General features: G+C 42.8%; 20 protein-coding genes. 13 read left to right on the top strand and 7 right to left on the bottom strand.

Annotated elements, in window-relative coordinates; genetic code table 11:
• Positions 1-51: 51 nt before the first annotated feature.
• Both ACWQ4X_RS05450 and plsB read right to left on the bottom strand, forming a co-directional pair.
• Entirely contained in the window at positions 52-372 is a 321-nt protein-coding gene (locus tag ACWQ4X_RS05450) for an ArsR/SmtB family transcription factor (protein ID WP_142768718.1), read from the bottom strand.
• A 176-nt stretch (positions 373-548) separates the two neighbouring features.
• Positions 549-3053 carry a glycerol-3-phosphate 1-O-acyltransferase PlsB gene (gene plsB / locus ACWQ4X_RS05445; RefSeq protein ID WP_457902989.1) on the bottom strand — a complete coding sequence of 835 codons (2505 nt, stop codon included), beginning with the start codon at positions 3051-3053 and terminating at the stop codon, positions 549-551.
• Positions 3054-3285: 232 nt separating this feature from the next.
• Here plsB and rutD point away from each other — a divergent pair, with 232 nt between their 5' ends.
• The 8 genes from rutD to cysK all read left to right on the top strand — a co-directional run bounded on the left by rutD (position 3286) and on the right by cysK (position 10762).
• The gene (gene rutD / locus ACWQ4X_RS05440) at positions 3286-4101 is read left to right on the top strand and encodes a pyrimidine utilization protein D (RefSeq protein ID WP_457903031.1); all 816 of its coding nucleotides are present in this window, start codon (positions 3286-3288) and stop codon (positions 4099-4101) included.
• Between the two features lie 340 nt (positions 4102-4441).
• Positions 4442-5560: a pyrimidine utilization protein A gene (gene rutA / locus ACWQ4X_RS05435; RefSeq protein WP_161933861.1), complete on the top strand. Its 1119-nt coding sequence runs from the start codon at positions 4442-4444 to the stop codon at positions 5558-5560.
• Positions 5557-6312: a pyrimidine utilization protein B gene (rutB, locus tag ACWQ4X_RS05430; RefSeq protein WP_457902988.1), complete on the top strand. Its 756-nt coding sequence runs from the start codon at positions 5557-5559 to the stop codon at positions 6310-6312. Before rutA ends, rutB begins: the two co-directional genes overlap by 4 nt.
• A gap of 15 nt (positions 6313-6327) precedes the next feature.
• On the top strand, positions 6328-6717 hold the full coding sequence (gene rutC / locus ACWQ4X_RS05425; protein ID WP_100240835.1) for a pyrimidine utilization protein C: 390 nt from the start codon (positions 6328-6330) through the stop codon (positions 6715-6717).
• A 62-nt stretch (positions 6718-6779) separates the two neighbouring features.
• Positions 6780-7319: an NADH-dependent FMN reductase RutF gene (gene rutF, locus ACWQ4X_RS05420; RefSeq protein ID WP_374528956.1), complete on the top strand. Its 540-nt coding sequence runs from the start codon at positions 6780-6782 to the stop codon at positions 7317-7319.
• 32 nt (positions 7320-7351) lie between these two features.
• Complete coding sequence (rutG, locus tag ACWQ4X_RS05415) at positions 7352-8710, top strand: pyrimidine utilization transport protein G (RefSeq protein ID WP_457902987.1); 1359 nt, start codon at positions 7352-7354, stop codon at positions 8708-8710.
• Between the two features lie 22 nt (positions 8711-8732).
• Positions 8733-9608, top strand: coding sequence for an NAD(P)-dependent oxidoreductase (locus ACWQ4X_RS05410; protein WP_457902986.1), 876 nt, complete (start codon positions 8733-8735; stop codon positions 9606-9608).
• A 155-nt stretch (positions 9609-9763) separates the two neighbouring features.
• Positions 9764-10762, top strand: a complete 999-nt coding sequence (cysK, locus tag ACWQ4X_RS05405; protein WP_100240831.1) for a cysteine synthase A — start codon at positions 9764-9766, stop codon at positions 10760-10762.
• A gap of 71 nt (positions 10763-10833) precedes the next feature.
• Here cysK and ACWQ4X_RS05400 read toward each other — a convergent pair whose 3' ends face one another.
• The 5 genes from ACWQ4X_RS05400 to ACWQ4X_RS05380 form a co-directional block, all read right to left on the bottom strand.
• Positions 10834-11736 carry a hydroxymethylglutaryl-CoA lyase gene (locus ACWQ4X_RS05400; RefSeq protein WP_457902985.1) on the bottom strand — a complete coding sequence of 301 codons (903 nt, stop codon included), beginning with the start codon at positions 11734-11736 and terminating at the stop codon, positions 10834-10836.
• Positions 11733-13721 carry an acetyl/propionyl/methylcrotonyl-CoA carboxylase subunit alpha gene (locus ACWQ4X_RS05395; RefSeq protein ID WP_457902984.1) on the bottom strand — a complete coding sequence of 663 codons (1989 nt, stop codon included), beginning with the start codon at positions 13719-13721 and terminating at the stop codon, positions 11733-11735. The genes ACWQ4X_RS05400 and ACWQ4X_RS05395 overlap by 4 nt, the downstream gene beginning before the upstream one ends.
• 19 nt (positions 13722-13740) lie before the next feature.
• A complete protein-coding gene (locus ACWQ4X_RS05390) occupies positions 13741-14535 on the bottom strand; it encodes an enoyl-CoA hydratase/isomerase family protein (RefSeq protein WP_457902983.1) in 795 nt (264 codons plus the stop codon).
• A 10-nt stretch (positions 14536-14545) separates the two neighbouring features.
• Positions 14546-16198 (bottom strand): carboxyl transferase domain-containing protein, encoded by a 1653-nt coding sequence (locus ACWQ4X_RS05385; protein ID WP_457903030.1) that lies wholly within the window; start codon positions 16196-16198, stop codon positions 14546-14548.
• Between the two features lie 90 nt (positions 16199-16288).
• Positions 16289-17485: an isovaleryl-CoA dehydrogenase gene (locus ACWQ4X_RS05380; RefSeq protein ID WP_457902982.1), complete on the bottom strand. Its 1197-nt coding sequence runs from the start codon at positions 17483-17485 to the stop codon at positions 16289-16291.
• Between the two features lie 143 nt (positions 17486-17628).
• On the opposite strand from ACWQ4X_RS05380, the gene ACWQ4X_RS05375 reads away from it, so the two are divergent.
• The 5 genes from ACWQ4X_RS05375 (at position 17629) to ACWQ4X_RS05355 (ending at position 22753) form a co-directional block, all read left to right on the top strand.
• A complete protein-coding gene (locus tag ACWQ4X_RS05375; RefSeq protein ID WP_457902981.1) occupies positions 17629-18258 on the top strand; it encodes a TetR/AcrR family transcriptional regulator in 630 nt (209 codons plus the stop codon).
• A gap of 103 nt (positions 18259-18361) precedes the next feature.
• Complete coding sequence (locus ACWQ4X_RS05370) at positions 18362-20053, top strand: AMP-binding protein (protein ID WP_457902980.1); 1692 nt, start codon at positions 18362-18364, stop codon at positions 20051-20053.
• Between the two features lie 92 nt (positions 20054-20145).
• Complete coding sequence (bioB, locus tag ACWQ4X_RS05365; protein WP_457902979.1) at positions 20146-21138, top strand: biotin synthase BioB; 993 nt, start codon at positions 20146-20148, stop codon at positions 21136-21138.
• 79 nt (positions 21139-21217) lie between these two features.
• Entirely contained in the window at positions 21218-21895 is a 678-nt protein-coding gene (locus ACWQ4X_RS05360) for a class I SAM-dependent methyltransferase (RefSeq protein WP_457902978.1), read from the top strand.
• Between the two features lie 60 nt (positions 21896-21955).
• Complete coding sequence (locus ACWQ4X_RS05355) at positions 21956-22753, top strand: thioesterase family protein (protein ID WP_457902977.1); 798 nt, start codon at positions 21956-21958, stop codon at positions 22751-22753.
• Positions 22754-22766: the final 13 nt, after the last annotated feature.

Here is a 22766-nt window from a genome sequence, read left to right as displayed (position 1 = left end):
ATTATGCACAAAAAATATGCGGCATAGCTAAAAGTAGGCGAATGATTTTATTTAATTAAATGCAGGCTTGGTGCAGTAAAGTTCATAGAGGGTTTGGAGGACTTGAACTAATTTTTCATCTTTAATCGAGTAAAAAATTTGCTTGCCATCACGTCGGGTACTGACGACATCGCTTTTGCGTAGCATCATCAATTGTTGAGAAAGTGTTGGTTGGGTAATATGCGTAATTTGTTCAATTTGTGATACGTTCAGTTCTTCTTTCGCTAAATGACATAAAATCAGTAAACGATCTGTATTCGCCAGTGATTTTAAAATACTCACGACATCCTCTGCTGAATTTCGCATAGATGTAATTTCAAAATCATTTTCCATTAGAGCGCCTCACTAAATCAGCGTATTATTATAATAGTAGAAAATGCAGATTACATGTATCAGAGTTTTCATTCTCAATGGTTTTTAATGAAAACAAATATCAGATTTATTTATAAGTAATTCTTCACACAGTATGAAAATTGATTTCAATGTACATACTGTGTGAAGAGCTTATGTTAATTCTTTTTCGGCTTCACACTTTCGTAAAAATGTTTCAATTCTTTATCATTAAATTGCATGGCTTTGTTAAATGTTTCTTCATGATCTTGTGCATACCAAGCCAGACGGCGTTGCATTTGTGGTGCATAGTCTGGTGCTAGTAGCAGGTGCTCACGGGTAACTTCAGCTAAGCCCAATTTTTTCAGTGTCGTTAAGTAGCCTTTTAAGGTAGCACTATCAAAATAGTAGCCGTGGGTGATCACTTGATTGTGACTCAATTGTTGTAAAACGGCCTTCGCCATTTTCTCAAAAACTTTTTCTGAGAATGTTTGGGTATGGGCATATTGAGAGAACAGACCTTGCATGACCACAAAGTTATTAAGACTACGTTCCGACAATGCTGCAAGGGTTTTTAAGCCAGCGGGGTTGTCTGTGAGTTGTATGATTCGGTTGTCATGACGCTCAATCCATTGATCATGCTCGAAACGCTCTAAAATACGCACAACTTGAGCTTCTACTTCATCAGTTTGCCATTTCAAGAAAAATTCTTCTTGAATGAATGGATATAAAGATTGAACTAAGCCAATTAGTTCAGGTGCTTCGATTTTTCCAAAGTGTTGAATTATACGGGCAACCAAAGCAGGCAAAATAAAGCAGTGCAGAATGTTATTGCTGAAATAGCTCAATAAGATTTTTTGACTTTCTGCAACACGTACCCATGTGACCTGATCTTGCGTATGAAGCTCGACCTGCTTTAATTTCAAGGCATATTGAATGATTTCAGCACTAGAAAGTTCAGAAATAATCATTCGATCATCATAACGATTTTGCGCAAGCAGTGTTCGATACTGATCAAGAGTGGTCGTTAGCTCTGCTTCTGAGAGTTGATGTTGCGGTGCATTTAATAGAATTAAGGAAATGATGGAAATTGGATTAATTACCACCGCTTTATTAATGTTTTCTAAAATTGATTGTGCTGTTTGATCCACCGTATTTACAACTGTAGGAGGCAATTTGTCATTGAAATTCAGACTCAGATGTTCAGCATTTTGCTGTTTTAATACATCGTCCAGAAAAACAGGCTCACCAAAGTTGACATAGACTTGACCAAAGACTTTCTCAATTTTGCGTGCTGAACTTAAGATACCCCACAGCGATTCGGCTTCTTTCGGTTTGCCACTCAGCTCATTTAAATAGGAAGTACCTTCCAATAATTTTTCATAGCCAAAGTAGGTTGGAATAAAGGCAATTGGTTTGGAGTTTCCTCTGAGATGGCTTTGAATGGTCATCGACAACATGCCTTTTTTCGCAGGTAGTAATAAACCAGTGCGCGAACGTCCACCTTCAATAAAGTATTCTAAAGGTGTATTACGCATCAGTAGACTGTGTAAATACTCTTTAAAGACCGAGGTATAAAGCTCGTTGCCATTAAAACTACGGCGGATAAAGTAAGCCCCAGCACCACGGAACAATTGACCAACCACTGGAAGATTGAGGTTAATCCCCGCCGCAATATGTGGCACCATCAAGCCACGATTAAAAATCACATACGACAGTAACAAGTAATCGATATGACTACGGTGACATGGGGTATACACAATTTCATAGTCTTGGGCCAACTCGCGCACCGTATCGAAGTTATGCACCTCAATCCCATCATAGAGTTGCGTCCATAATTTAGTTAAAGCCAGATAACCGAAGCGCAAAGTAGAATATGAGAAATCAGAGGCAATTTCTGTGAGATAGTGCCGCGCGCGATTTTCTGCTTCAAACATACTGATATTTTCAGCAATACTTTCTTTACGAATCGCTTGTTTGATGACATCACTGATTATCAAGTTGTTAATGACGTTACGACGGTCGGATAAATCGGGGCCTAAAATGGCTTCTTTATATTTGTTAAAGTTGGCATTCAACTGCTTCATCACATGATGCGCAGGCGAGAAGTTAGGACTTAACTCTTTAGCTTCAGTCATGAGCTTACGCAAAGACAGCGGCTTGTGAAATTCGAGATAATTTTCGCGACCATACAGGGAAATATTCATCGCTTGCTTTAACGGAGAAGGGGTTGACCAAGCATCGGCAAATAACGCCTTATACCAAGAGTCTTCATACTCAGGCGCACGTCCCCACAACATGGTGACTGGAACCAAATCTAAATCGAATTCTGGATGCTTTTCCAGTAGTTCAATCAAGCGAATGAGTTTGGCTGGGTAATGTAATCCCTGTTTCAAATGATTCTTTTCATTCAAAACCAAAATAGAATCTTCTTCTTGTACTGTACCAAGCCGTAACGGCTGATAGACCGAAGGCAGTTGTCTTTTTTGGGCTTCATGATCAATCAGCACGGTATTGCTGAGAGAGGCATCTTGCAAAACATAGCAAATAGGATTGCCGTTGGCCGAAACAGAATATTGTTGTTCAAGTTCAGAGGTCGTGCCTAATACTTGTGGACTCACGACTTTATTTAGAATTTTCTGTGTGAGTTGACGATAAAATTGGCGATAACCTTTATTGGACATTGTTATTCCTATGAACCATGTTTCGGAGATTATTTTGTTCAATCTTGCCTAAGAATACAAATGCTTTTGCTGCTAATTAGAACATAAAGCATGTAACAGATCGTATCTGAATCCTACATGGTCATTCGACATCAACCTTGCCGAAACTGACTGAATAAAACCAAGGAAAAGGGAATGGGCATATTTTTTGCTGAATTCAAGCCAATACTTTCCCTGTTCAAGGTACATCATGATGCAGTATCAGGTTTTTCCTTCACAAAAATTACACGCTGAATATGTAGTTCTATCTTCAGGTTTAGGCGGACACGGACAATTTTGGACGCCGCAAATTGAAGCGTTACAGCAACATTTTCATGTGGTGATTTATGACCAAGAAGGTTGTCATAAAAATGCGGCAATCCTTGATGAAAACTACACGATGACCCATTTAGCCAAACAGGTCGTAGACTTATTAGCGATATTAAACATCCATGAATTTCATTTTATCGGGCATGCTTTGGGTGGTTTCATTGGTGCAGAACTGGCTGTTTTGCTGGAAAAAACGGAGAAAACCATGTTGTCCTTAACTATCATCAATGGTTGGGCACATTTAGATGCGCATACAGAGAAGTGTTTCAAGACCCGTATATCATTATTGCAATATGCAGGTGTAGAAGCCTATGTTCGAGCGCAAGCCTTGTTTTTATATCCGCCAGCATGGATTTCAGCACATATTTCGACTTTATATTTACAGGAAAATCAACAGATTGAGAAGTTTCCACCTTTACTGAATGTCTTCACTCGACTCAAAGCTTTAATGAATTATGAACTGAAGGCTGAAACGATTTCCAGTCTGAATAAGATTCCACTGTATTTAATCGCGACGGAAGATGATTTTTTGGTGCCGTATCAACAAAGTTCTCAATTAAAACAGGTCTTTCCACATGCTGAATTGGATGTTCTAGCGCATGGTGCACATGCGGTAACGGTCTCGCAAGCTGAAACATTCAATGTATTACTCTTGGAAAAACTACTCAAGAAACCTGTTGAAAATTTAGCGGCGAGTTAATAGACGAGATTCATCCATAGCATCAGAAAATTTTTTATCAAGATTAAAAAAGGCACGGTTTAGTTAGTGCCTTTTTTATTTTATTTATTTTTCCATTTGGTCAAAAAAGTGCACAAATTTAGATCATGACTCACAAAAAAAGTGCAGGTGAAAAATAACAAATTTACCCTTTGGTAAAATACATAAATTTTATAATGATTTTAAACTATTGATATTATTAATATATAATAAGTTGGCACACTCCATGCAATCATAAAATCAAGAATTAATAAATTTATTTTCTAAAAAATAGTCGGAAATAAATTTTGAGTTGTTGAATGATTGAATGAGGATGCAATACATGAAAATAGGTGTTTTTTGCCCAATCGGGAACAACGGCTGGTTACTCTCTGAGAATGCACCGCAGTACATGCCGAGCTTTGAATTGAACAAGAAAATTGTACAACGTGCCGAGCATTATGGTTTTGATTTTGCCTTGTCCATGATCAAGTTGCGTGGCTTCGGTGGCAAAACTGAATTTTGGGATCATAACTTAGAAACGTTCACCCTCATGGCTGGTTTAGCTGCGGTTACCAGCAAAATCAAAATTTATGCAACTGCCGCAACTTTGGTTATGCCGCCTGCAATTGTGGCGCGTATGGCATCGACCATCGATTCTATTTCCAATGGTCGTTTTGGTTTAAATGTCGTGACAGGCTGGCAAGCGCCTGAATATACACAAATGGGCATGTGGCCAGGAGATGAATACTTTGGCAAACGCTATGAGTATTTATCTGAATATGTACAAATTCTTCGTGAACTTTGGGCTACAGGCAAGTCAGATTTCAAAGGTGAACACTTTGAAATGAATGATTGTCGTGTCAGTCCAACGCCACAAGCAGATATGAAAATTATTTGTGCAGGTCAATCGGATACAGGACTCGCGTTCTCTGCTGAATATGCAGATTACAACTTTGTTTTTGGTAAGGGACTTAATACACCAACGGCTTATGCAGAAATCAATGACCGCTTAAAAGCACATACCGATAAAACAGGACGTGATGTTCAAACCTATGTGTTGTTTATGGTGATTGCCGCAGAAACCGATGAAGAAGCATTTGCAAAATGGCAGAGCTATAACGATGGTGCTGACATGGAAGCGATTAACTGGCTGATGAATCAGGGCGGAAAAGACACAACTTCAGGGACCGATACCAATATTCGCCAAATGGCCTCTAGCGTTTCTCCAGTCAATATCAATATGGGAACATTGGTCGGTTCTTATGAAAAAGTAGCCGCGATGTTGGATGAAATTGGTGAAATCAAAGGGACGGAAGGCATTTTATTAACTTTTGACGATTTTGTTCAGGGTGTAGAAGATTTTGGTCAAAAGATCCAACCCCTCATGCAATGTCGTCAGAACGTAGTGATGGATCTAGCGGAACAAGCACCAGTAACAGTTTTGGAGAAATCAGCATGAGCCAAATCAATACACCTATTGTGATTAGTGATTTTACTGAAGCTACAGGTCAAGGCAAAACCTTAAAGGCAGAGCCTGAAAACATTCAGTTTGCACCTGAACAAACCGCCTTAATTGTGATTGATATGCAAAATGCCTATACCTCCATTGGTGGCTATCTGGATTTGGCAGGTTTTGATGTTTCAACGACTCAACCTGTGGTGCAGAACATTAAAAAAGCAGTAGCAGCCGCACATGCAGCCAATATTCAAGTGATTTACTTTAAAAATGGCTGGGATGATCAATATGTCGAAGCGGGAGGACGCGGCTCACCGAATTTCCATAAATCCAATGCGCTCAAAACCATGCGTAAGCAGCCTGAACTTCAAGGCAAATTACTGGCGAAAGGCGGTTGGGACTTTGAGCTGATCGATGAATTACAACCTTTAGCGCAAGATATTGTGATTGAAAAACCTCGCTACAGTGGTTTCTTCAATACCGCTTTAGACAGCATGTTACGCGCCCGTGGTATCCGTAATTTGGTTTTCGTGGGTATTGCAACCAATGTTTGTGTGGAATCGACCTTAAGAGATGGCTTTTTCCTCGAGTACTTTGGCGTGGCATTAAAAGATGCGTGTTATCAGGCGGGTCCAGCAGAAATGCAAGCGGCGAGTCTCTACAACATTAAAACCTTCTTTGGCTGGGTGTCCGATACACAAAGTTTTATTGATACCTTTGTTCCTAATACCGACCAACTTGCAAAATCTGCCTAATACGGAGCGCTCAACATGCCTAAACAAGTCATTATTCCAGCAGGAACCTCAAAACCTTTAGCGCCATATGTTCCAGCAACCAAGGCAGACAACATTGTATATGTCTCTGGCACATTGGCTTTTGATGAAAATAACAATGTGGTGCATGTCGGCGATGCCGCAGCACAGGCACGACACATTTTAGAAACCATTCAATCAGTTTTGAAAGAAGCGGGCGGCAGTATGGATGATGTGACCTTCAACCATATTTTTGTCAAAGATTGGGCGGATTATGCTGCGATCAATCAAGTCTATGCCGAGTATTTCCCAGGGGATAAACCTGCCCGCTACTGTATTCAGGCGGGTTTGGTAAAACCAGATGCTCTCGTCGAAATTGCCAGTGTTGCCCATGTCGCTACGGCTTAGGCAGTAGCGAGATTAGCCCCAACAGGAGAATAAACATGAATGCAGAATTACTGAAAAGTTTGATGAAAGAAGAATGTTTAGAACACATCTATAATACGCAAAAAACCACACATACGGATGTCGATCAAAAAGCCTTTCGTGAAGGCATGTCAAATCTGGGTGCTGCGGTGAATGTTATTACCACTTATGGACCCGCAGGTGTTGCAGGTTTTACTGCCTCCGCCGTTTGTAGTGTAACCGATACACCACCAACCTTGTTGGTCTGCCTGAATCGTTCAGCTTCGGTATTTGAGACCTTTAAAGAAAATAAAGTGTTATGTGTAAATACTTTGGCTTCACATCAAATGGCACTTTCCAATGTATTTGGTGGCAAAACACCTATGCCAGAACGCTTTGCTGCGGGGCAATGGGAAACGCTCGCCACGCAGGCACCTGTTTTGCAAGATGCCTTGATTAGTTTCGACTGTGAAATTGTACAAAGCATGAGTGTCGGAAGTCATGATGTTTTGTTCTGTCAGGTCAAAGCAATTCAACACAATCAAGGCTTAAATGCGTTGATGTATTTTAACCGTGCTTATTGTGAACCACACCGTATGTGCTAAAGAACAAATCCTATGAGAAGGAGGGGAAACCCATGCAAGAAAAACAATCGTGGTTTCCAAAATTTAAGCCTTACCAAGGCGACTTAGATACAACCCCTGTTCAAATTGACGAATATCTCCCAGTCGGACGCAGTATCGTGCTTGGCTTACAACATGCCTTTGCCATGTTTGGGGCAACGGTACTGGCCCCCTTACTGATGGGTTTCGATCCCAACTTAACCATTTTCATTACGGGGATTGGCACCATTTTATTCTTCCTGATGACGGGTGGACGCATGCCGAGTTATCTCGGGTCGAGTTTCGCCTTTATTGGGGCAGTTGCTGCGGCAACAGGCTATAGCGGTGTAGGTTCAAATCCCAACTTGGCGCTCGCGCTTGGCGGAACCATTGCCTGTGGTCTGGTGTATGCTGGGATTGGTCTTGTGGTTATGAAAACGGGAACAGGCTGGATTGAAAAGTTGATGCCACCGATTGTGACGGGCGCGATTGTGATGATCATTGGTTTGAACCTCGCACCGATTACGATTAAGAGTGTTTCTGCCAATACATTCGATACGTGGATGGCGGTTATTACCATTGTGTGCATTAGTGCGGTTGCGGTCTTTACGCGTGGCATGGTGCGACGTTTATTGTTGCTGCTTGGGCTTTGTTCTTCTTATTTCGTGTATTTCTTGCTTGCCAATGTGATGGGGTTCGGGAAACCAATTGATTTTTCAATCATTGGCAACGCTGCGTGGTTTGGCCTGCCGACATTCCATGCACCTGTGTTTAATGCCAATGCTATGTTACTGATTGCACCTGTCGCGATTATTTTGGTTGCTGAAAACTTGGGGCATTTCAAAGCGGTTTCAGCCATGACAGGAAAAAACCTGTCGCCGTATATGGGGCGTGCCTTCTTCGCTGATGGTGTGTGTACTTCTTTATCTGCTTCGGTTGGTGGTACAGGCATGACCACTTATGCGGAAAATATTGGTGTGATGGCTGTGACTAAAGTGTATTCCACCACCATTTTTGTGGTTGCAGGGATCTTCGCTGTTTTACTGGGCTTGTCACCAAAATTCGGGGCGGTGATCAGCACGATTCCAGTGGCATTATTAGGCGGTGCATCCATTGTGGTCTTTGGTTTGATTACCGTGGCTGGGGCAAAAATCTGGGTGGATAACAAAGTTGATTTCACGCAAAACAGCACCTTAATAATTGCAGCCGTAAGTTTAATTATGGGTGCAGGGAATTTCAGCTTACACATTGGTTCATTTGACTTGGGTGGCATTGGTACTGCAACACTGGCGGCAATTCTACTGAATTTGTTCCTGAACCGTGGTGAAGAAACGGTCACCAAGGCGCAAGGCGTGGACAGTGAAGTAAACAGCAGTGTGGCACAAGGCTCTTAATGCGCCTGAATGGAGAAAGAAATTGAATCAAAGTATTGCTTTTATTGGATTAGGTGCGATGGGTTGGCATATGGCTTCCCATCTACCAAAACTCGGTTTACCTGTGTATGTCTGGAACCGAACGACTGAAAAAGCAGAACAACATGCACAGCAATTTGGTACACACGCTGTGAGTTTAGAACAAGCCGTGCAAGCCGATTTTATATTTTCTTGCTTGCCGACCAGTGCGGATGTTGAACAGTTAATTGCACAATATCCGCCAAAAGCAGGCAGTATCTGGATTGACTGTACCAGTGGTGTACCAGATTCAGCACGTAAGTTATCGCATCAGCTTCAGCAAAATCAGGTTGCTTATTTAGATGCACCTGTGTCGGGTCAAACCATCGGCGCGGAACGTGGTACTTTAACGGTGATGTTGGGTGGTGATGAGCACGCCTACCAACGCGCATTGCCCATCATTTCAGCATTTTCAGGCTTGGTTGAATATGTCGGCTGTAGCGGTTCAGGCTTTGCGGTGAAAGCCGTGAATAATGTGCTGATGGCAACTCATTTATGGGCTTTGGCGGAGGGACTGACCATTCTGAAGCAACAACAGGTTGATGTTTCAGCAGCATTGAATTGTATCAATCATTCTAGTGGTAAAAGTACCGTGTCTGATTCCATCATGGCGCAGAAGGTGTTGAACCGTAGTTTTCCCAAAACTTTTGCCTTGAATTTATTGCAAAAAGATATTGGAATTGGCTTGGATTTAGCGCAACAGCAGGATGCAAACGTGCCGATTTTTGAAAGTATTCAAGCCCTGTTTAAGGAAATTCCGAAAGCTCAAGCGGAGCAGATGGATTTTACTGCAGCGGTTTCTGTGCTTGAACAATGGAACCAAACAGTTTTAGAAGCTTAAACTGAAAACGGCATAGGGAAATGCCGAACTCTAGATTTTCACAAAGAAGGTTTTAAAACGAAATCTACAGAAAATGCTCAGTGCCATCTGTATTTCAGCAAAATTGGTTGTATCATGATTCAGTTATAAATAGTCAATAAACTTAGGGATATAACATGAGTACTGATTCAGCCTTTCCAACACCAAATAATTTAGGTATCGCGGTTTATAGCAATAATGCTGAAGCAATTGGTAACACGCCAATGGTTCGCATTAATCGTGTCATTTCAGGTGGTGCAAATGTGTTTGCCAAAGTTGAAAGCCGTAATCCAGCTTTTTCTGTGAAATGTCGTATTGGTGCCGCACTGATTGCCGATGCTGAAAAGCGTGGTGTGTTAAAGGCGGGCATGCATATTGTCGAACCAACCAGTGGGAACACAGGAATTGCGTTGGCCTTTGTGGCTGCGGCAAAAGGTTATGACATTACTTTAACCATGCCAGCCAGCATGAGTATTGAACGTCGTAAAGTCCTCAAAGCATTGGGGGCTAACTTGGTGCTGACGGAAGCGGCAAAAGGCATGAAAGGCGCGGTTGATGAAGCGGTACGTTTAGCGACTGAACAACCAGAGCTTTATTTCCTGCCACAACAATTTGAAAACCCAGCCAATCCACAAATTCATGAAGATACAACAGGTCCTGAAATTTGGGCAGCAACCAATGGTCAAGTCGATATTTTAGTTGCAGGTGTAGGAACTGGCGGTACCATTTCAGGGATTTCTCGCTTCTTTGAAAAAGTGAAAAACCAGCCAATTTACTCGGTTGCTGTAGAGCCTGCAGAGTCTCCAATTATTAGTCAAACCAAACGTGGTGAAGCAATTACACCGGCACCACATAAAATTCAAGGCATTGGGGCAAACTTCATTCCAAAAAACTTGGATCTTGATTTAGTCGATGAAGTCGTGACGATTACGAGCCAAGATGCGATTGACTGGGCGCGTAAAACTGCAACACAAGAAGGTATTTTAGTCGGTATTTCTTGTGGTGCAGCAATGGCAGCAGCGGCACAGTTGGCAGCTCGTCCTGAAAATGCAGGCAAGAACATTGTGGTGATTTTACCTGACAGCGGTGAACGCTATTTATCTTCTGTACTGTTTGAAGATATCTCTGCGGATTAAGCCAAATTTATTTAAATTGAGAATAAATCAGCCGCTCATTGAGCGGCTGATTTTTTAGTCGGAGTTCTAGTTCAAGCACAACGCGTTTGCAAATAAGCATTGGCATAGTTTGAAGGATTATTCCGCTCTAAACGCTGACTGATGTTTTGACTGGCTTGCATCAGGGCTTCAACATGAATCCCTGTTTCAAAGCCCATGCCATTCAGTAAATACAATAAATCTTCAGTGCTAACATTGCCTGAAGCACCTTTGGCATAAGGACATCCACCTAAACCCGCGATAGATGAATCAAAAATCCGAATGCCTTGTTCAAGTGACTGGTAAATATTGGCAATCGCCATGCCATAAGTATTATGGAAATGTCCTGCCATAAATTGGGCATCTAATTCACTTAAACAGGCGTCCCACATGGTTTTGACACGATTTGGGGTCGCTGTCCCAATGGTTTCACCCAAAGACACTTCATAACAGCCCATATCGAATAAACGCGTCACCACTTTGCTGACTTGTTTTGGATCAATTGCACCTTCATAAGGGCAATCGACCACACAAGACACATAGCCACGAACTTTGATGTCATGTTCTTTGGCAGTTTTGAGAATATCGGCAAATTTTTCAAAACTTTCATCAATCGAACAATTGATGTTCTTTTGCGTAAAGCTCTCAGAAGCTGCGGTAAACACCGCAACCTCTTTACAGCCTACCGCCAGAGCAGATTCAAAGCCTTTCATGTTTGGGGTGAGCAAACTAAATTGAATATTCGGATCTTTAGGTAATTGTGCATAGAGTTCATCACTCAATGCCATTTGCGGTACCCATTTCGGCGACACGCAAGAACCGACTTCAATCGCTTTGAGGCCCGTTTGCATCAAGTCCAGAATCAGTTGTTTACGATCTTGAAGCGTGAGCGGAGTTTTCTCGTTTTGAAGTCCATCCCGCGGACCGACTTCAACGATTTTCACAAATTCAGTCATGCCACTTCCTCTGCTAAAGCCTGAAATTCCACCAGTTCATCACCTGCTTTAACTTGGTCGCCCGGTTGGAAATAGGCAGATGTAATCACACCATCACGTGGCGCACGGATTGCATATTCAATCTTCATGGCTTCCAAAGTGAGCAGGATGTCATCTTTTTTCACCTGTGCATTGGCTTCAATCAAGACCTGAGTAATCACACCCGGCATTGGCGCTTTTAAATTGCCTTCATTTTGCTGTGCATCCTGATTGCCATAAGTTGGACGTACATAGGCAAATTTATGCGTTTGACCATCTTTGAAAACCGTAAGGTGGTCGGCATCTGCACTAAATGCCACTTTGGATTGCTGACCATTCAGATTGAGTTGTGCTAAATGTGCATCCAGTAGTTGACCCTGAAGTGGGTAGTCCTGACCTTGATAGTGTGCAATAAAGCCGTGATCAATTGCGGTAAAGCGCACCTCGATAGCTTGTTGATTGAGCTGCAATTTAACGCTGTATTGAGTCTTTACATTGACACGCCAAAGGGGTGCTGAAGACCAGACTGAATGCGACTTTTGCTGCTGGTGAAAGCGTTTTAACAATTCAATTAATGCCGCTGAAACAATGGTTTCAGATGAAGCTGCTTCAGCATTCATGAGGAATGCATCTTCACGTTGAATTAGGTTGGTATCCAGTTTGGCATTTTTAAATGAATCACAACGGATGATTCGGTCTAAGAATGCAATGTTGTTACCTAAACCTTCTACATGAAATTGACCTAAAGCATTGTGCATTTGAACCAATGCCGCTTCACGGTTTTCACCCCAGACGATCAGCTTGGCAATCATCGGATCATAGAAAGTGGTAATTTCATCGCCTTCGACAATACCACTATCCACGCGGACATTTTGGTTTTGATTTGGGTAGTGCAGATAGCTAATTTGACCAATCGCAGGTAAGAAACCTTTTTCAGGTTCTTCCGCATAAACACGTGCTTCAATGGCATGACCTTGAATCTCTAATTCAAGTTGTTGCTTCGGTAATGGCTCACCATAAGCTACACGTAATTGCCATTCAACCAAATCTTGTCCTGTAATCATTTCAGTGACAGGATGTTCCACTTGCAGACGGGTATTCATTTCCATGAAGTACGCCGTACCATCTTGCTCGACAATAAATTCAACAGTACCCGCACCGACATAATGGACAGCACGCGCTGCATCAATGGCAGCTTGGCGCATCGCCTCTAGTTTATGCTGTGGCATCAGCGGTGCTGGTGCTTCTTCCAGCACTTTTTGATGGCGACGTTGTACTGAACAATCACGTTCGAATAGGTGTACATAATTGCCATGCGTATCGCCAAAGACCTGAACTTCAATATGGCGTGGTTGTATCACATAGCGTTCAATCAATACATCATCATTGGCGAAACTCGATTTGGCTTCACTTTTACAAGATGCAAGGGAACTTAAAAAGTCAGCTTCACGTTCCACCAGACGCATCCCTTTACCACCGCCACCTGCGCTAGCTTTAATTAACACGGGATAGCCAATCTGGTCAGCTTGTTGTTTTAAGAAAGCTGCATCTTGATTGGTACCGTGATAACCCGGAGTGAGTGGCACACCCGCTTTTTCCATCAATGCTTTAGACGTGGCTTTCAAGCCCATCGCTAAAATGGCAGCAACTGGTGGACCAATAAAGGTAATGTTGTTTTTTTCACAGGCTTCTGCAAACTGGTCATTTTCAGATAAAAAACCATAACCAGGGTGAATTGCCTGAGCGCCTGTCGTTAGAGCCGCTTGAATAATACGGTCTATCTGTAAGTAACTTTGTGCAGCAGGGGATTCACTAATATAAATGGCCTCATCCGCCTGTTTAACATGCTGAGATTGCGCGTCGGCATCTGAATAAACTGCAACCGTTGCAATACCCAACTTTTTCGCAGTACGGATCACACGGCAGGCAATTTCACCACGGTTCGCAATTAGAATTTTTTCAAACATTGTTCTGTCCTTATTGTTGTTATGCCGTTGCCTTGATCCAAGCTGGGCTATGTTTGTTTAAAAAAGCATTCAGTCCATTTTTTGCTTCTTCGCCTTGGCGCACATGGGCAATATGTTGTGCCGTTTTCAAAAGTAGACTTTCATCCACACTTTGCTGATTCACCATCTGAATCAATTGCTTCGATGCAGCTTGAGCTTCAGGTCCACCCAATAATAAGGCTTGTACAATTTCATCGACTTTGGCATCGAGTAATTCAGGCGTGGTAACTTCATGGGCTAAACCAATTTGTAAGGCTTGTTCAGCCGTAATTCGTTCAGCCGTGAGGAAATAACGTGAAGCCTGACGGGCACCGATGGCACGAATCACATAAGGACTAATGGTAGAAGGGGCTAAACCTAGACGCACTTCAGACGTCGCAAACTTTGCATCCGTACTCGCCACGCAGATGTCACAAGCAGAAGCGAGCCCCATACCACCACCAAAGGCAATGCCTTGAACTCGAGCAATGGTCGGCTGTTTTAGCGTTGCCAAGCTTTGCAGCATTTTCGCCAGTTTCAAAGCATCAGCTTCATTGTCTGCTTGAGAGGCTTGTCCAGCCTGCTTCATCCAGTTTAAGTCAGCACCCGCGGAGAAGCTTTTGCCACGACCCGCTAAAATCACCACGCGAATATCATCACGTCCATTCAGCTGTTGAAAGCATTCATATAATTCTTCAATCACCGTGGTATTGAAGGCATTATGTAGTTCCGCACGATTGATCCAAACCGTTGCCACTTGCTGTTGCTGTTCGAGTTGTAAAAATTGATAGTCCATTTTTCACCCCTTACATGCGGAACACGCCGAACTTGGTTGGCTGAATTGGCGCACTCAGTGCTGCTGCCAAACTTAAACCCAAGACTTGACGAGATTGTGCAGGGTCAATAACACCGTCATCCCATAAACGTGCAGAAGCATAATACGGATGACCTTGACGTTCATATTGGTCACGAATCGGTTGCTTGAATTCATCTTCTGCATCTGCAGACCAAGATTCGCCTTTTTGTTCAATTTGATCGCGTTTAATGGTCGAAAGTACGCTTGCCGCTTGTTCACCACCCATCACTGAAATGCGTGAATTTGGCCAAGTCCATAAGAAGCGTGGGGAATAGGCACGACCACACATGCCATAGTTTCCTGCACCAAACGATCCGCCAATAATCAAAGTCAGTTTAGGCACATTCGCAGTGGCAACCGCCATCACCAGTTTGGCACCGTGTTTGGCAATGCCTTCATTTTCATACTGACGACCCACCATAAAGCCTGTGATGTTCTGTAAGAACAACAAAGGAATATTGCGTTGCACACACAGTTCAATGAAGTGCGCGCCTTTTTGTGCTGACTCAGAGAATAGAATGCCGTTATTGGCAATAATGCCGACTGGCATCCCATAAATTTTGGCAAAGCCTGTAATTAGGGTAGTACCAAAACGTGCTTTAAATTCGTCTAGGCGTGAACCATCGACAATACGGGCAATAATTTCACGTACATCGAAAGGTTTACGGGTATCACTTGGCACAATGCCATACAGTTCTTCAGCAGGGAAAAGTGGTGCTTCAATCTCTTCAGCAGTTTTATTCGGTTTGATGTTTAAGTTCGCCACGATATTGCGGGCAATTTGAATTGCATGCTCATCGTTTTCTGCCAAATGGTCTGCAACCCCTGAAAGACGAGTGTGGACATCACCACCACCCAAATCTTCACTGCTCACGACTTCGCCTGTCGCGGCTTTTACTAAAGGTGGACCACCCAAGAAAATGGTGCCTTGATTCCGTACAATAATGGTTTCATCTGACATCGCAGGGACATAAGCACCACCTGCGGTACAGCTACCCATTACCACCGCAATTTGGGCAATGCCTAAGCTCGACATACGGGCTTGATTGTAGAAAATACGCCCGAAGTGGTCACGATCTGGGAACACTTCATCTTGCATTGGCAAATAGGCACCGCCTGAATCCACCAAATAAATGCAAGGTAAGTGGTTTTGTTCTGCAATTTCCTGTGCACGTAAGTGCTTCTTCACAGTCAGCGGGTAGTAAGTACCACCTTTGACCGTTGCATCATTGGCAACGATCATACAAGTCACACCATTGACTTGCCCAATGCCTGCCACAACGCCCGCAGCAGGGACATCGTCGGCATAGACTTTATGTGCAGCCAATTGCCCAATTTCCAAGAAAGCTGTGCCAGCATCAATCAGTTGATCAATACGGTCGCGCGCCAATAATTTGCCACGAGCGATATGTTTTTGACGCGCACTTTCACCACCACCTAAGGCAATTTTCTGGCTGATTTGCTTTAAATCCTGCACCAGATTCAGCATAGTCGCCTGATTATTTTTAAATTCATCACTACGACTGTTAATTTTGCTTTTCAGCTGATTTAAATCTGAGCCTTGGCTTGCAAACGTAATCTGCTGATTGCTCTGTTTTGGCATGTGTACCAGATTAAACTCATCATGATCACTATGCATTTGGGTTTGTAATGGATTCATAGAAACTTCCTTGTATAAATTGGGCAAAAGGGATTAAGCAGTTTCGTTAAATAATTCACGACCGATTAACATACGGCGGATTTCCGAAGTCCCTGCACCAATTTCATAAAGTTTCGCATCACGCCATAAACGTCCTGCTGAAAATTCATTGATATAACCGTTTCCACCTAAGGCTTGAATAGTTTCACCCGCCATCCACGTGGCTTTTTCCGCAGCATAAAGAATAGCGCTGGCAGCATCTTTACGCAGGCTACGACTATGCTCCGCTTTGTCACATTCAGCACCTACTGCATATACCAGTGCTTTACAGGCCAACCAAGTTGAATACATATCGGCAATTTTGCCTTGCATGAGCTGGAATTCACCAAGTGCCTGACCAAACTGTTTGCGATCGTGAATATAAGGAATCACGGTGTCCATACAAGCATCCATAATGCCAAGAGGACCAGCGCTGAGGACCGCACGTTCATAATCTAGACCGCTCATCAGCACTTTTACGCCATTACCGACACCACCCAATACGTTTTCTTTTGGCACTTTCACGTTGTCAAAAAACAGGGGATAAGTATTTGAACCGCGCATACCCAATTTATCGAGATGGTTACCGTGGCTGAATCCAGGCATATCTTTTTCAATCAGGAAGGCGGTCATGCCTTTAGGACCAGCCTGTAAATCCGTTTTGGCATAGACAACTAATACATCGGCATCACCACCGTTGGTGATCCACATTTTTGAACCGTTTAATACATAATGATCGCCTTGTTCTTCCGCTTTTAACTTCATGCTCACTACATCCGAGCCAGCATTGGGTTCAGACATGGCTAATGCACCGACATAATCACCCGAAATAAGCTTAGGCAAGTAACGTTGTTTTTGTTCTTCGTTACCATTTCGCTTAATTTGGTTGATACATAGGTTAGAATGTGCCCCGTAAGACAATCCTATAGCGGCAGATGCACGTGAGATTTCTTGCATAACGATAATATGCGCTAAATAACCGAGGTTAGAACCACCATATTCTTCACTCACTGTTAGACCATGTAAGCCCATATCACCCATTTTCTTCCAAAGGTGAGCAGGGAAGACATTGTCACGATCTACTTGCTGCGCAATTGGTGCAATCTCTTTTGCACAAAATGCAGCAACTGAATCACGCAGTGCGATCAATGTTTCGTCCAAACCGAAACTTAAGGTTTGTAGACTGAGTTGTAATGGAACGTGTGCGTTCATGCTGTTCATCCTGAGGTTATATTTGTTGTCCAATAAGCATTGTTGTTGTGCTTGTAGTTTTACAATACATCTATTTTTTAAAAAAGTGAACTAAAATTCACAAAATGATTTACAATTCATTTTATCTGGATGAGAATAAGATTATGAGTTATAAAAGATCGACATTGATGCAAGAGCGAATGGAACAAAATCGACAGTCGATTTTGCAATCTGCGCGAGAACTTATTGCTCAAGGGGGATTTAAGGATGCCCAAATTCAGGCGATTGCGGAACGTGCAGGCGTATCCAGTGGCTTGGTTTACCGCTATTTTGACAATAAAAGTGAAGTCTTAATTGAAGTGTTGTCTGAAGCGATTCAGCATGAGATTCATATTCTGAATACCATTGCGAGTAGCGAAGGATTTACAGCACAGCAAAAATTACATAAGGCAGTCACCATCTTTGTTAAGCGGGCATTGAATAGTCCTCAACTGTCGTATTCACTCATGTTCGAACCTGTAGATCCAATTATTGAACATGAGCGTTTTCGCAGTAAACAATTGATCAAGCAAAGCATTAACGAGATTCTTGCCGAAGGGAAAGTCAATGGCGAGTTTGGTTTTGAAGACTTAAATACGGTGGCGTTATGCATTGTCGGAAGTATGACTTTCGTCGTAATTGAGCCTTTAAATCCATCTCGTAATGTGATGTTTGATCAAAACTACAAAGATTATTTTGTGAAGCAGGTTGCAGATTTTTGTGTACAAGCTGTGCAATTACAGGAGCGTAATTAAATAGTCTTATATGCAAAATAGGGAATCGCGTACAAAGTAATCCGTGTGATCAAAATAAAACAGTAAGAATCAGAATTACAAAGAATCAAGGAGAGTGATTCAAATGACACAGGTACGGTTAAGTTATGCGTATGGAACCAGCAGTCAACCTTTACTGGGCATGACCATTGGTGAAAAATTTGATCAGGCATGTGCGCAATATGCAGATCAGGATGCTGTGGTCAGTGTGCATCAGAATGTACGCTTAAGCTACAAAGAGCTACAAGCTCAGGTAAATGCACTGGCTTGTAGCTTACTTAAGCTGGGATTTAAAAAAGGCGATCGCCTTGCCATTTGGTCACCCAATTGTGTGGAATGGACCATTACTCAATTTGCTGCATTTAAAGCAGGCATTATTTTGGTTAACCTAAATACTGCCTATAAAAGCAACGAGTTAGAATACGTGCTGAATAAGGTGTCGTGTAAAGGTTTGGTCATTGCCTCGCAATTTAAAACCACAAATTATCAAGAGCTTTTGACTAAGATAGCACCTGAGCTGCAAGAAGCTGAAGATAAAATCTTAAATGCACTACGCTTACCTCATTTAAAACATGTAATTAAAATTGATGATGCTCCGCATACAGGCATTCATCGTTTTCAAGATCTTTTGGTACAACCATCAGCCAAGCAACTCGACAGCTTAGAAGCGGTTGCGAGTGAATTGCAGTTTGATGAAACCATTAATATTCAGTTTACTTCGGGCACAACAGGCAACCCGAAAGGCACCATGCTGACCCACAATAACATTTTAAATAATGGTTATTTTGTCGGTGAAGCCATTCACTTAAGCCCGCAAGATCGCGTGTGCATTTCAGTACCGTTATTCCATTGTTTTGGTATGGTCATGGGCAATTTAGCCTGCATCACGCATGGCTCAACCATGGTCTATCCTTCAGCGGTGTTTAATCCTTTAGATACTTTAAAAGCCATTCAGCAAGAGAAATGTACCGCGGCGTATGGTGTGCCAACCATGTTCATTGCGACCTTAGAGCATGAACAGTTCAATGACTTTGACCTAAGCAGCTTACGCACAGGCATTATGGCGGGTAGCCCGTGTCCGCGTGAAATTATGCAACGCGTCATGGAACGTATGCACATGACGGAAATTACCATTTGTTATGGCATGACCGAAACTGCACCTGTGAGCGCACAAAGCTCGACCAGCGATACAGTTGAACAACGTGTTGGAACGGTAGGTCGCGTACATCCACATTTGGAAATTAAGATTGTCGATGAAGCGGGTAAAGTCGTGCCGCGTGGCAAGCTGGGTGAACTCTGTGTACGTGGTTATTCAGTCATGTTGGGCTACTGGGAAGATGGCGAGAAAACCCAAGAAGTCATTGATAACGCACGTTGGATGCATACCGGTGACATCGCAGAAATGGACGATGACGGCTTTGTAAAAATCAAAGGTCGTATTAAAGATGTAGTGATTCGTGGTGGTGAGAACCTGTTCCCGAAAGAAATTGAAGACTTCTTATATACCCATCCAGATGTCAGCGATGTACAGGTGATTGGTCTACCAGATGCACGTTATGGTGAAGAACTCTGTGCCTGCATTATTTTGCATGAACACCATGAAACCACGGAAGAAAGCATTCGTCGTTACTGTGCGGAACTTATCTCGCATAACAAAGTACCACGTTATGTCCGCTTCTTTACTGAGTTCCCAATGACCGCTTCAGGCAAGGCACAAAAATTCAAATTACGTGAATTTATGCGGAATGAACTGAACTTAGTGGAAGATATTGCATAACGCGATCTTGGTATTGAGACTTTCCTTTATTCGCTAGTCGGGTAAAGGAAAGAAAACGTCTGAACTACCCAAACAAAAATAAGGAAATCATGATGCAACTTCGTCACGATTGGACTCGCGCAGAAATACAAGACCTGTATCAGCAACCATTTTTAGATTTGGTTTTTCAGGCTCAACAGACTCATCGACAAAATTTTAGTGCCAATCATATTCAGGTCAGCACTTTGCTGTCGATTAAAACAGGAAAATGCCCTGAAGATTGCAAATATTGCTCTCAATCCGCACGTTATGATTCTAAGCTAGAAGCAGAAAAACGCATTGCGGTTGAAAAAGTCATTGAGGAAGCGAAACAGGCCAAAGCTTCAGGTTCTTCACGTTTTTGTATGGGCGCTGCGTGGCGAAATCCGCATGAACGCGACATGCCTTATGTATTAGACATGGTGCGTGAAGTGAAAGCATTAGGTTTAGAAACCTGTATGACACTGGGTATGCTGAATGCATCTCAGGCAGAACGCTTACAACAAGCGGGATTGGATTATTACAATCACAACTTGGATACTTCCCGCGAACATTATCCCAATATTATCACGACCCGTAGTTTTGATGATCGTTTAGCGACCTTACAACATGTACGTGATGCAGGGCTAAAAGTATGTAGTGGTGGCATTGTTGGTTTGGGTGAACAGCGAGCAGATCGGATTGGTTTAATCTTTGAATTGGCGACTTTACCGATTCATCCTGAATCTGTGCCAGTCAATATGTTGGTGCCGATTGAAGGTACGCCACTGGCGCAGGAAGATAAACTGGATGTCACTGAGTGGATTCGTACCATTGCGGTTGCGCGTATTGTAATGCCGAAAAGTTATATCCGACTTTCAGCAGGACGTGAATCTTTAACCGACAGTGATCAAGCCTTGGCATTTATGGCAGGTGCGAATTCGATTTTCTCGGGGGAAAAACTGCTGACTACACCAAATGTGGCACAGGGTAAAGATCAACAATTATTTCAAAAATTAGGTTTAACGGTGGAAAAACCAAAACCTTCAATTGCGGAACTGACACTGGATGCAATGTCAGTCGCTTAATTCAACCATAAAGCAGCACGGTACATAAACTTTACCCAGTTTCTTGTCGTATGCAGAACAATTAAAAATAGAGTGCAGCATGGCCAAAGACTTTAACAGCCCACAAGTGGTGGAGGGATATGATGAGCATATCCGTAAACTGATACCAGGGTATGAATTAACCCATCAACAAGTGGATGCAATTTTGTCGCATCATTATGGCGACCAAGAAAATGTACAAATTTTGGTGGTCGGATGCGGTACAGGATATGAAATTCAATATCTTGCGCAAAAGCATCCCACTTGGCAATTTACCGCGGTAGATCCATCACATGTGATGCTGTGCAAAGCCAAACAGCATTTGGAGAAACAAGGCGTTTTAGAGCGGATCCGTTTTATTCATGGCGACACCAAAAGTATTGGTGCGACTCAAAACTTTGATGCAGTGTTGTCCATTTTGGTTGCGCACTTTATTCCTCTGGAATCGAAACAAAACTTCTTTAAAGACATTTGTAATCAATTAAAACCGAATGGCATGCTGCTGACGTATGACTTGATGAAAGAAACCGAAGCACATGAAATTTTAGTATTGAAACAGTTCTGTGAAAACAATGGCTTAACAGAAGGTCAGAGTGAAAAAATGGTAGAACGCTTACAACAGGATTTCTTTCTGGTTTCACCGCGAATGGGACAGCAACTGCTTTCAAATGTTGGCTTCAAAAAAGTTAAAACCTACAGCCAGATTATGAATTATTACGGTTTTTGTGCCGTGAAATAACCAACTACACATGGTCATGGACCGATAGAACACTATGTCATGCAACAACAGGATGTCACTATGCCAGCTTATTATCGTTTGATTCAGCGTGAAAATAATGCTGATGGCAGCGTAACTGCACACTATCAATCGAACTTACATGCTCAAGGGGCGTGGAATCCACATGAACAACATATGGCACCAGCATCAGGCGTCATGTGTGCGGAATTGGAACAGTTCTTACCCCGTGATGATATGCGTATTGGACGGATCAGTTTCGATATTTTCGGTCTGATTGCCTTTGGTGATTTTAGCATTACCACGCGGATGATTCGGGGCGGTAAAACCATCGAATTGATTGAGAGCGAAATGCAAGCCAATGGCAAAACTTGTATTGTGGCACGTGCATGGAAAATGCTGATGCAAGATACGCATAGTATTGCGGGGCTTGAGGATGAAAAAGTTCAGCATCCAGAGCAATTGCCTGTATGGGAAGGCATGAAGTGCTGGCCAGGTGGATATATTCAAAGCATTGAAACCCGTGCAGAAGCGACGCGACGTGCAGGCAAGGGCGTGGTTTGGTTGACCAATCACTGCAACATGGTAGAAGGAAAAACTACAAGTGACTTTGTCAAATTGATGGGCATGGTGGATACCGCAAATGGTGTCGTTCCGCGCCAAGACCCGCAAGCAGGTTGGGCATTTCCAAATTTGGATTTACAAATCCATCTTTATCGTATGCCACAAGGGCAATGGCTCGGACTTGAAGTCGAGCAACAATATGGTACAGATGGTATTGGACTCACCAGCACCGTGTTGCATGACATACATGGACCCTTTGGTCGCAGTGAGCAAATTTTGACTTTGAGAAAACTCTAATCGCCCATCCCGC

Source organism: Acinetobacter sp. NigerLNRRAM0016 (assembly GCF_054112845.1).
This window is presented reverse-complemented; position numbering and strand designations above follow the sequence as displayed.

What these genes read in the sequence shown, in the direction of transcription:
- ACWQ4X_RS05450 (WP_142768718.1), bottom strand. Translation starts at nt 372, where the DNA reads ATGGAAAATGATTTTGAAATTACATCTATGCGAAATTCAGCAGAGGAT.
- rutB (WP_457902988.1), top strand. Translation starts at nt 5,557, where the DNA reads ATGAGCCAAATCAATACACCTATTGTGATTAGTGATTTTACTGAAGCT.
- plsB (WP_457902989.1), bottom strand. Translation starts at nt 3,053, where the DNA reads ATGTCCAATAAAGGTTATCGCCAATTTTATCGTCAACTCACACAGAAA.
- ACWQ4X_RS05380 (WP_457902982.1), bottom strand. Translation starts at nt 17,485, where the DNA reads ATGAACGCACACGTTCCATTACAACTCAGTCTACAAACCTTAAGTTTC.
- bioB (WP_457902979.1), top strand. Translation starts at nt 20,146, where the DNA reads ATGCAACTTCGTCACGATTGGACTCGCGCAGAAATACAAGACCTGTAT.
- rutF (WP_374528956.1), top strand. Translation starts at nt 6,780, where the DNA reads ATGAAAGAAGAATGTTTAGAACACATCTATAATACGCAAAAAACCACA.
- ACWQ4X_RS05370 (WP_457902980.1), top strand. Translation starts at nt 18,362, where the DNA reads ATGACACAGGTACGGTTAAGTTATGCGTATGGAACCAGCAGTCAACCT.
- rutG (WP_457902987.1), top strand. Translation starts at nt 7,352, where the DNA reads ATGCAAGAAAAACAATCGTGGTTTCCAAAATTTAAGCCTTACCAAGGC.
- ACWQ4X_RS05360 (WP_457902978.1), top strand. Translation starts at nt 21,218, where the DNA reads ATGGCCAAAGACTTTAACAGCCCACAAGTGGTGGAGGGATATGATGAG.
- rutC (WP_100240835.1), top strand. Translation starts at nt 6,328, where the DNA reads ATGCCTAAACAAGTCATTATTCCAGCAGGAACCTCAAAACCTTTAGCG.
- ACWQ4X_RS05390 (WP_457902983.1), bottom strand. Translation starts at nt 14,535, where the DNA reads ATGGACTATCAATTTTTACAACTCGAACAGCAACAGCAAGTGGCAACG.
- ACWQ4X_RS05395 (WP_457902984.1), bottom strand. Translation starts at nt 13,721, where the DNA reads ATGTTTGAAAAAATTCTAATTGCGAACCGTGGTGAAATTGCCTGCCGT.
- ACWQ4X_RS05355 (WP_457902977.1), top strand. Translation starts at nt 21,956, where the DNA reads ATGCCAGCTTATTATCGTTTGATTCAGCGTGAAAATAATGCTGATGGC.
- rutA (WP_161933861.1), top strand. Translation starts at nt 4,442, where the DNA reads ATGAAAATAGGTGTTTTTTGCCCAATCGGGAACAACGGCTGGTTACTC.
- rutD (WP_457903031.1), top strand. Translation starts at nt 3,286, where the DNA reads ATGCAGTATCAGGTTTTTCCTTCACAAAAATTACACGCTGAATATGTA.
- ACWQ4X_RS05400 (WP_457902985.1), bottom strand. Translation starts at nt 11,736, where the DNA reads ATGACTGAATTTGTGAAAATCGTTGAAGTCGGTCCGCGGGATGGACTT.
- ACWQ4X_RS05385 (WP_457903030.1), bottom strand. Translation starts at nt 16,198, where the DNA reads ATGCCAAAACAGAGCAATCAGCAGATTACGTTTGCAAGCCAAGGCTCA.
- cysK (WP_100240831.1), top strand. Translation starts at nt 9,764, where the DNA reads ATGAGTACTGATTCAGCCTTTCCAACACCAAATAATTTAGGTATCGCG.
- ACWQ4X_RS05375 (WP_457902981.1), top strand. Translation starts at nt 17,629, where the DNA reads ATGAGTTATAAAAGATCGACATTGATGCAAGAGCGAATGGAACAAAAT.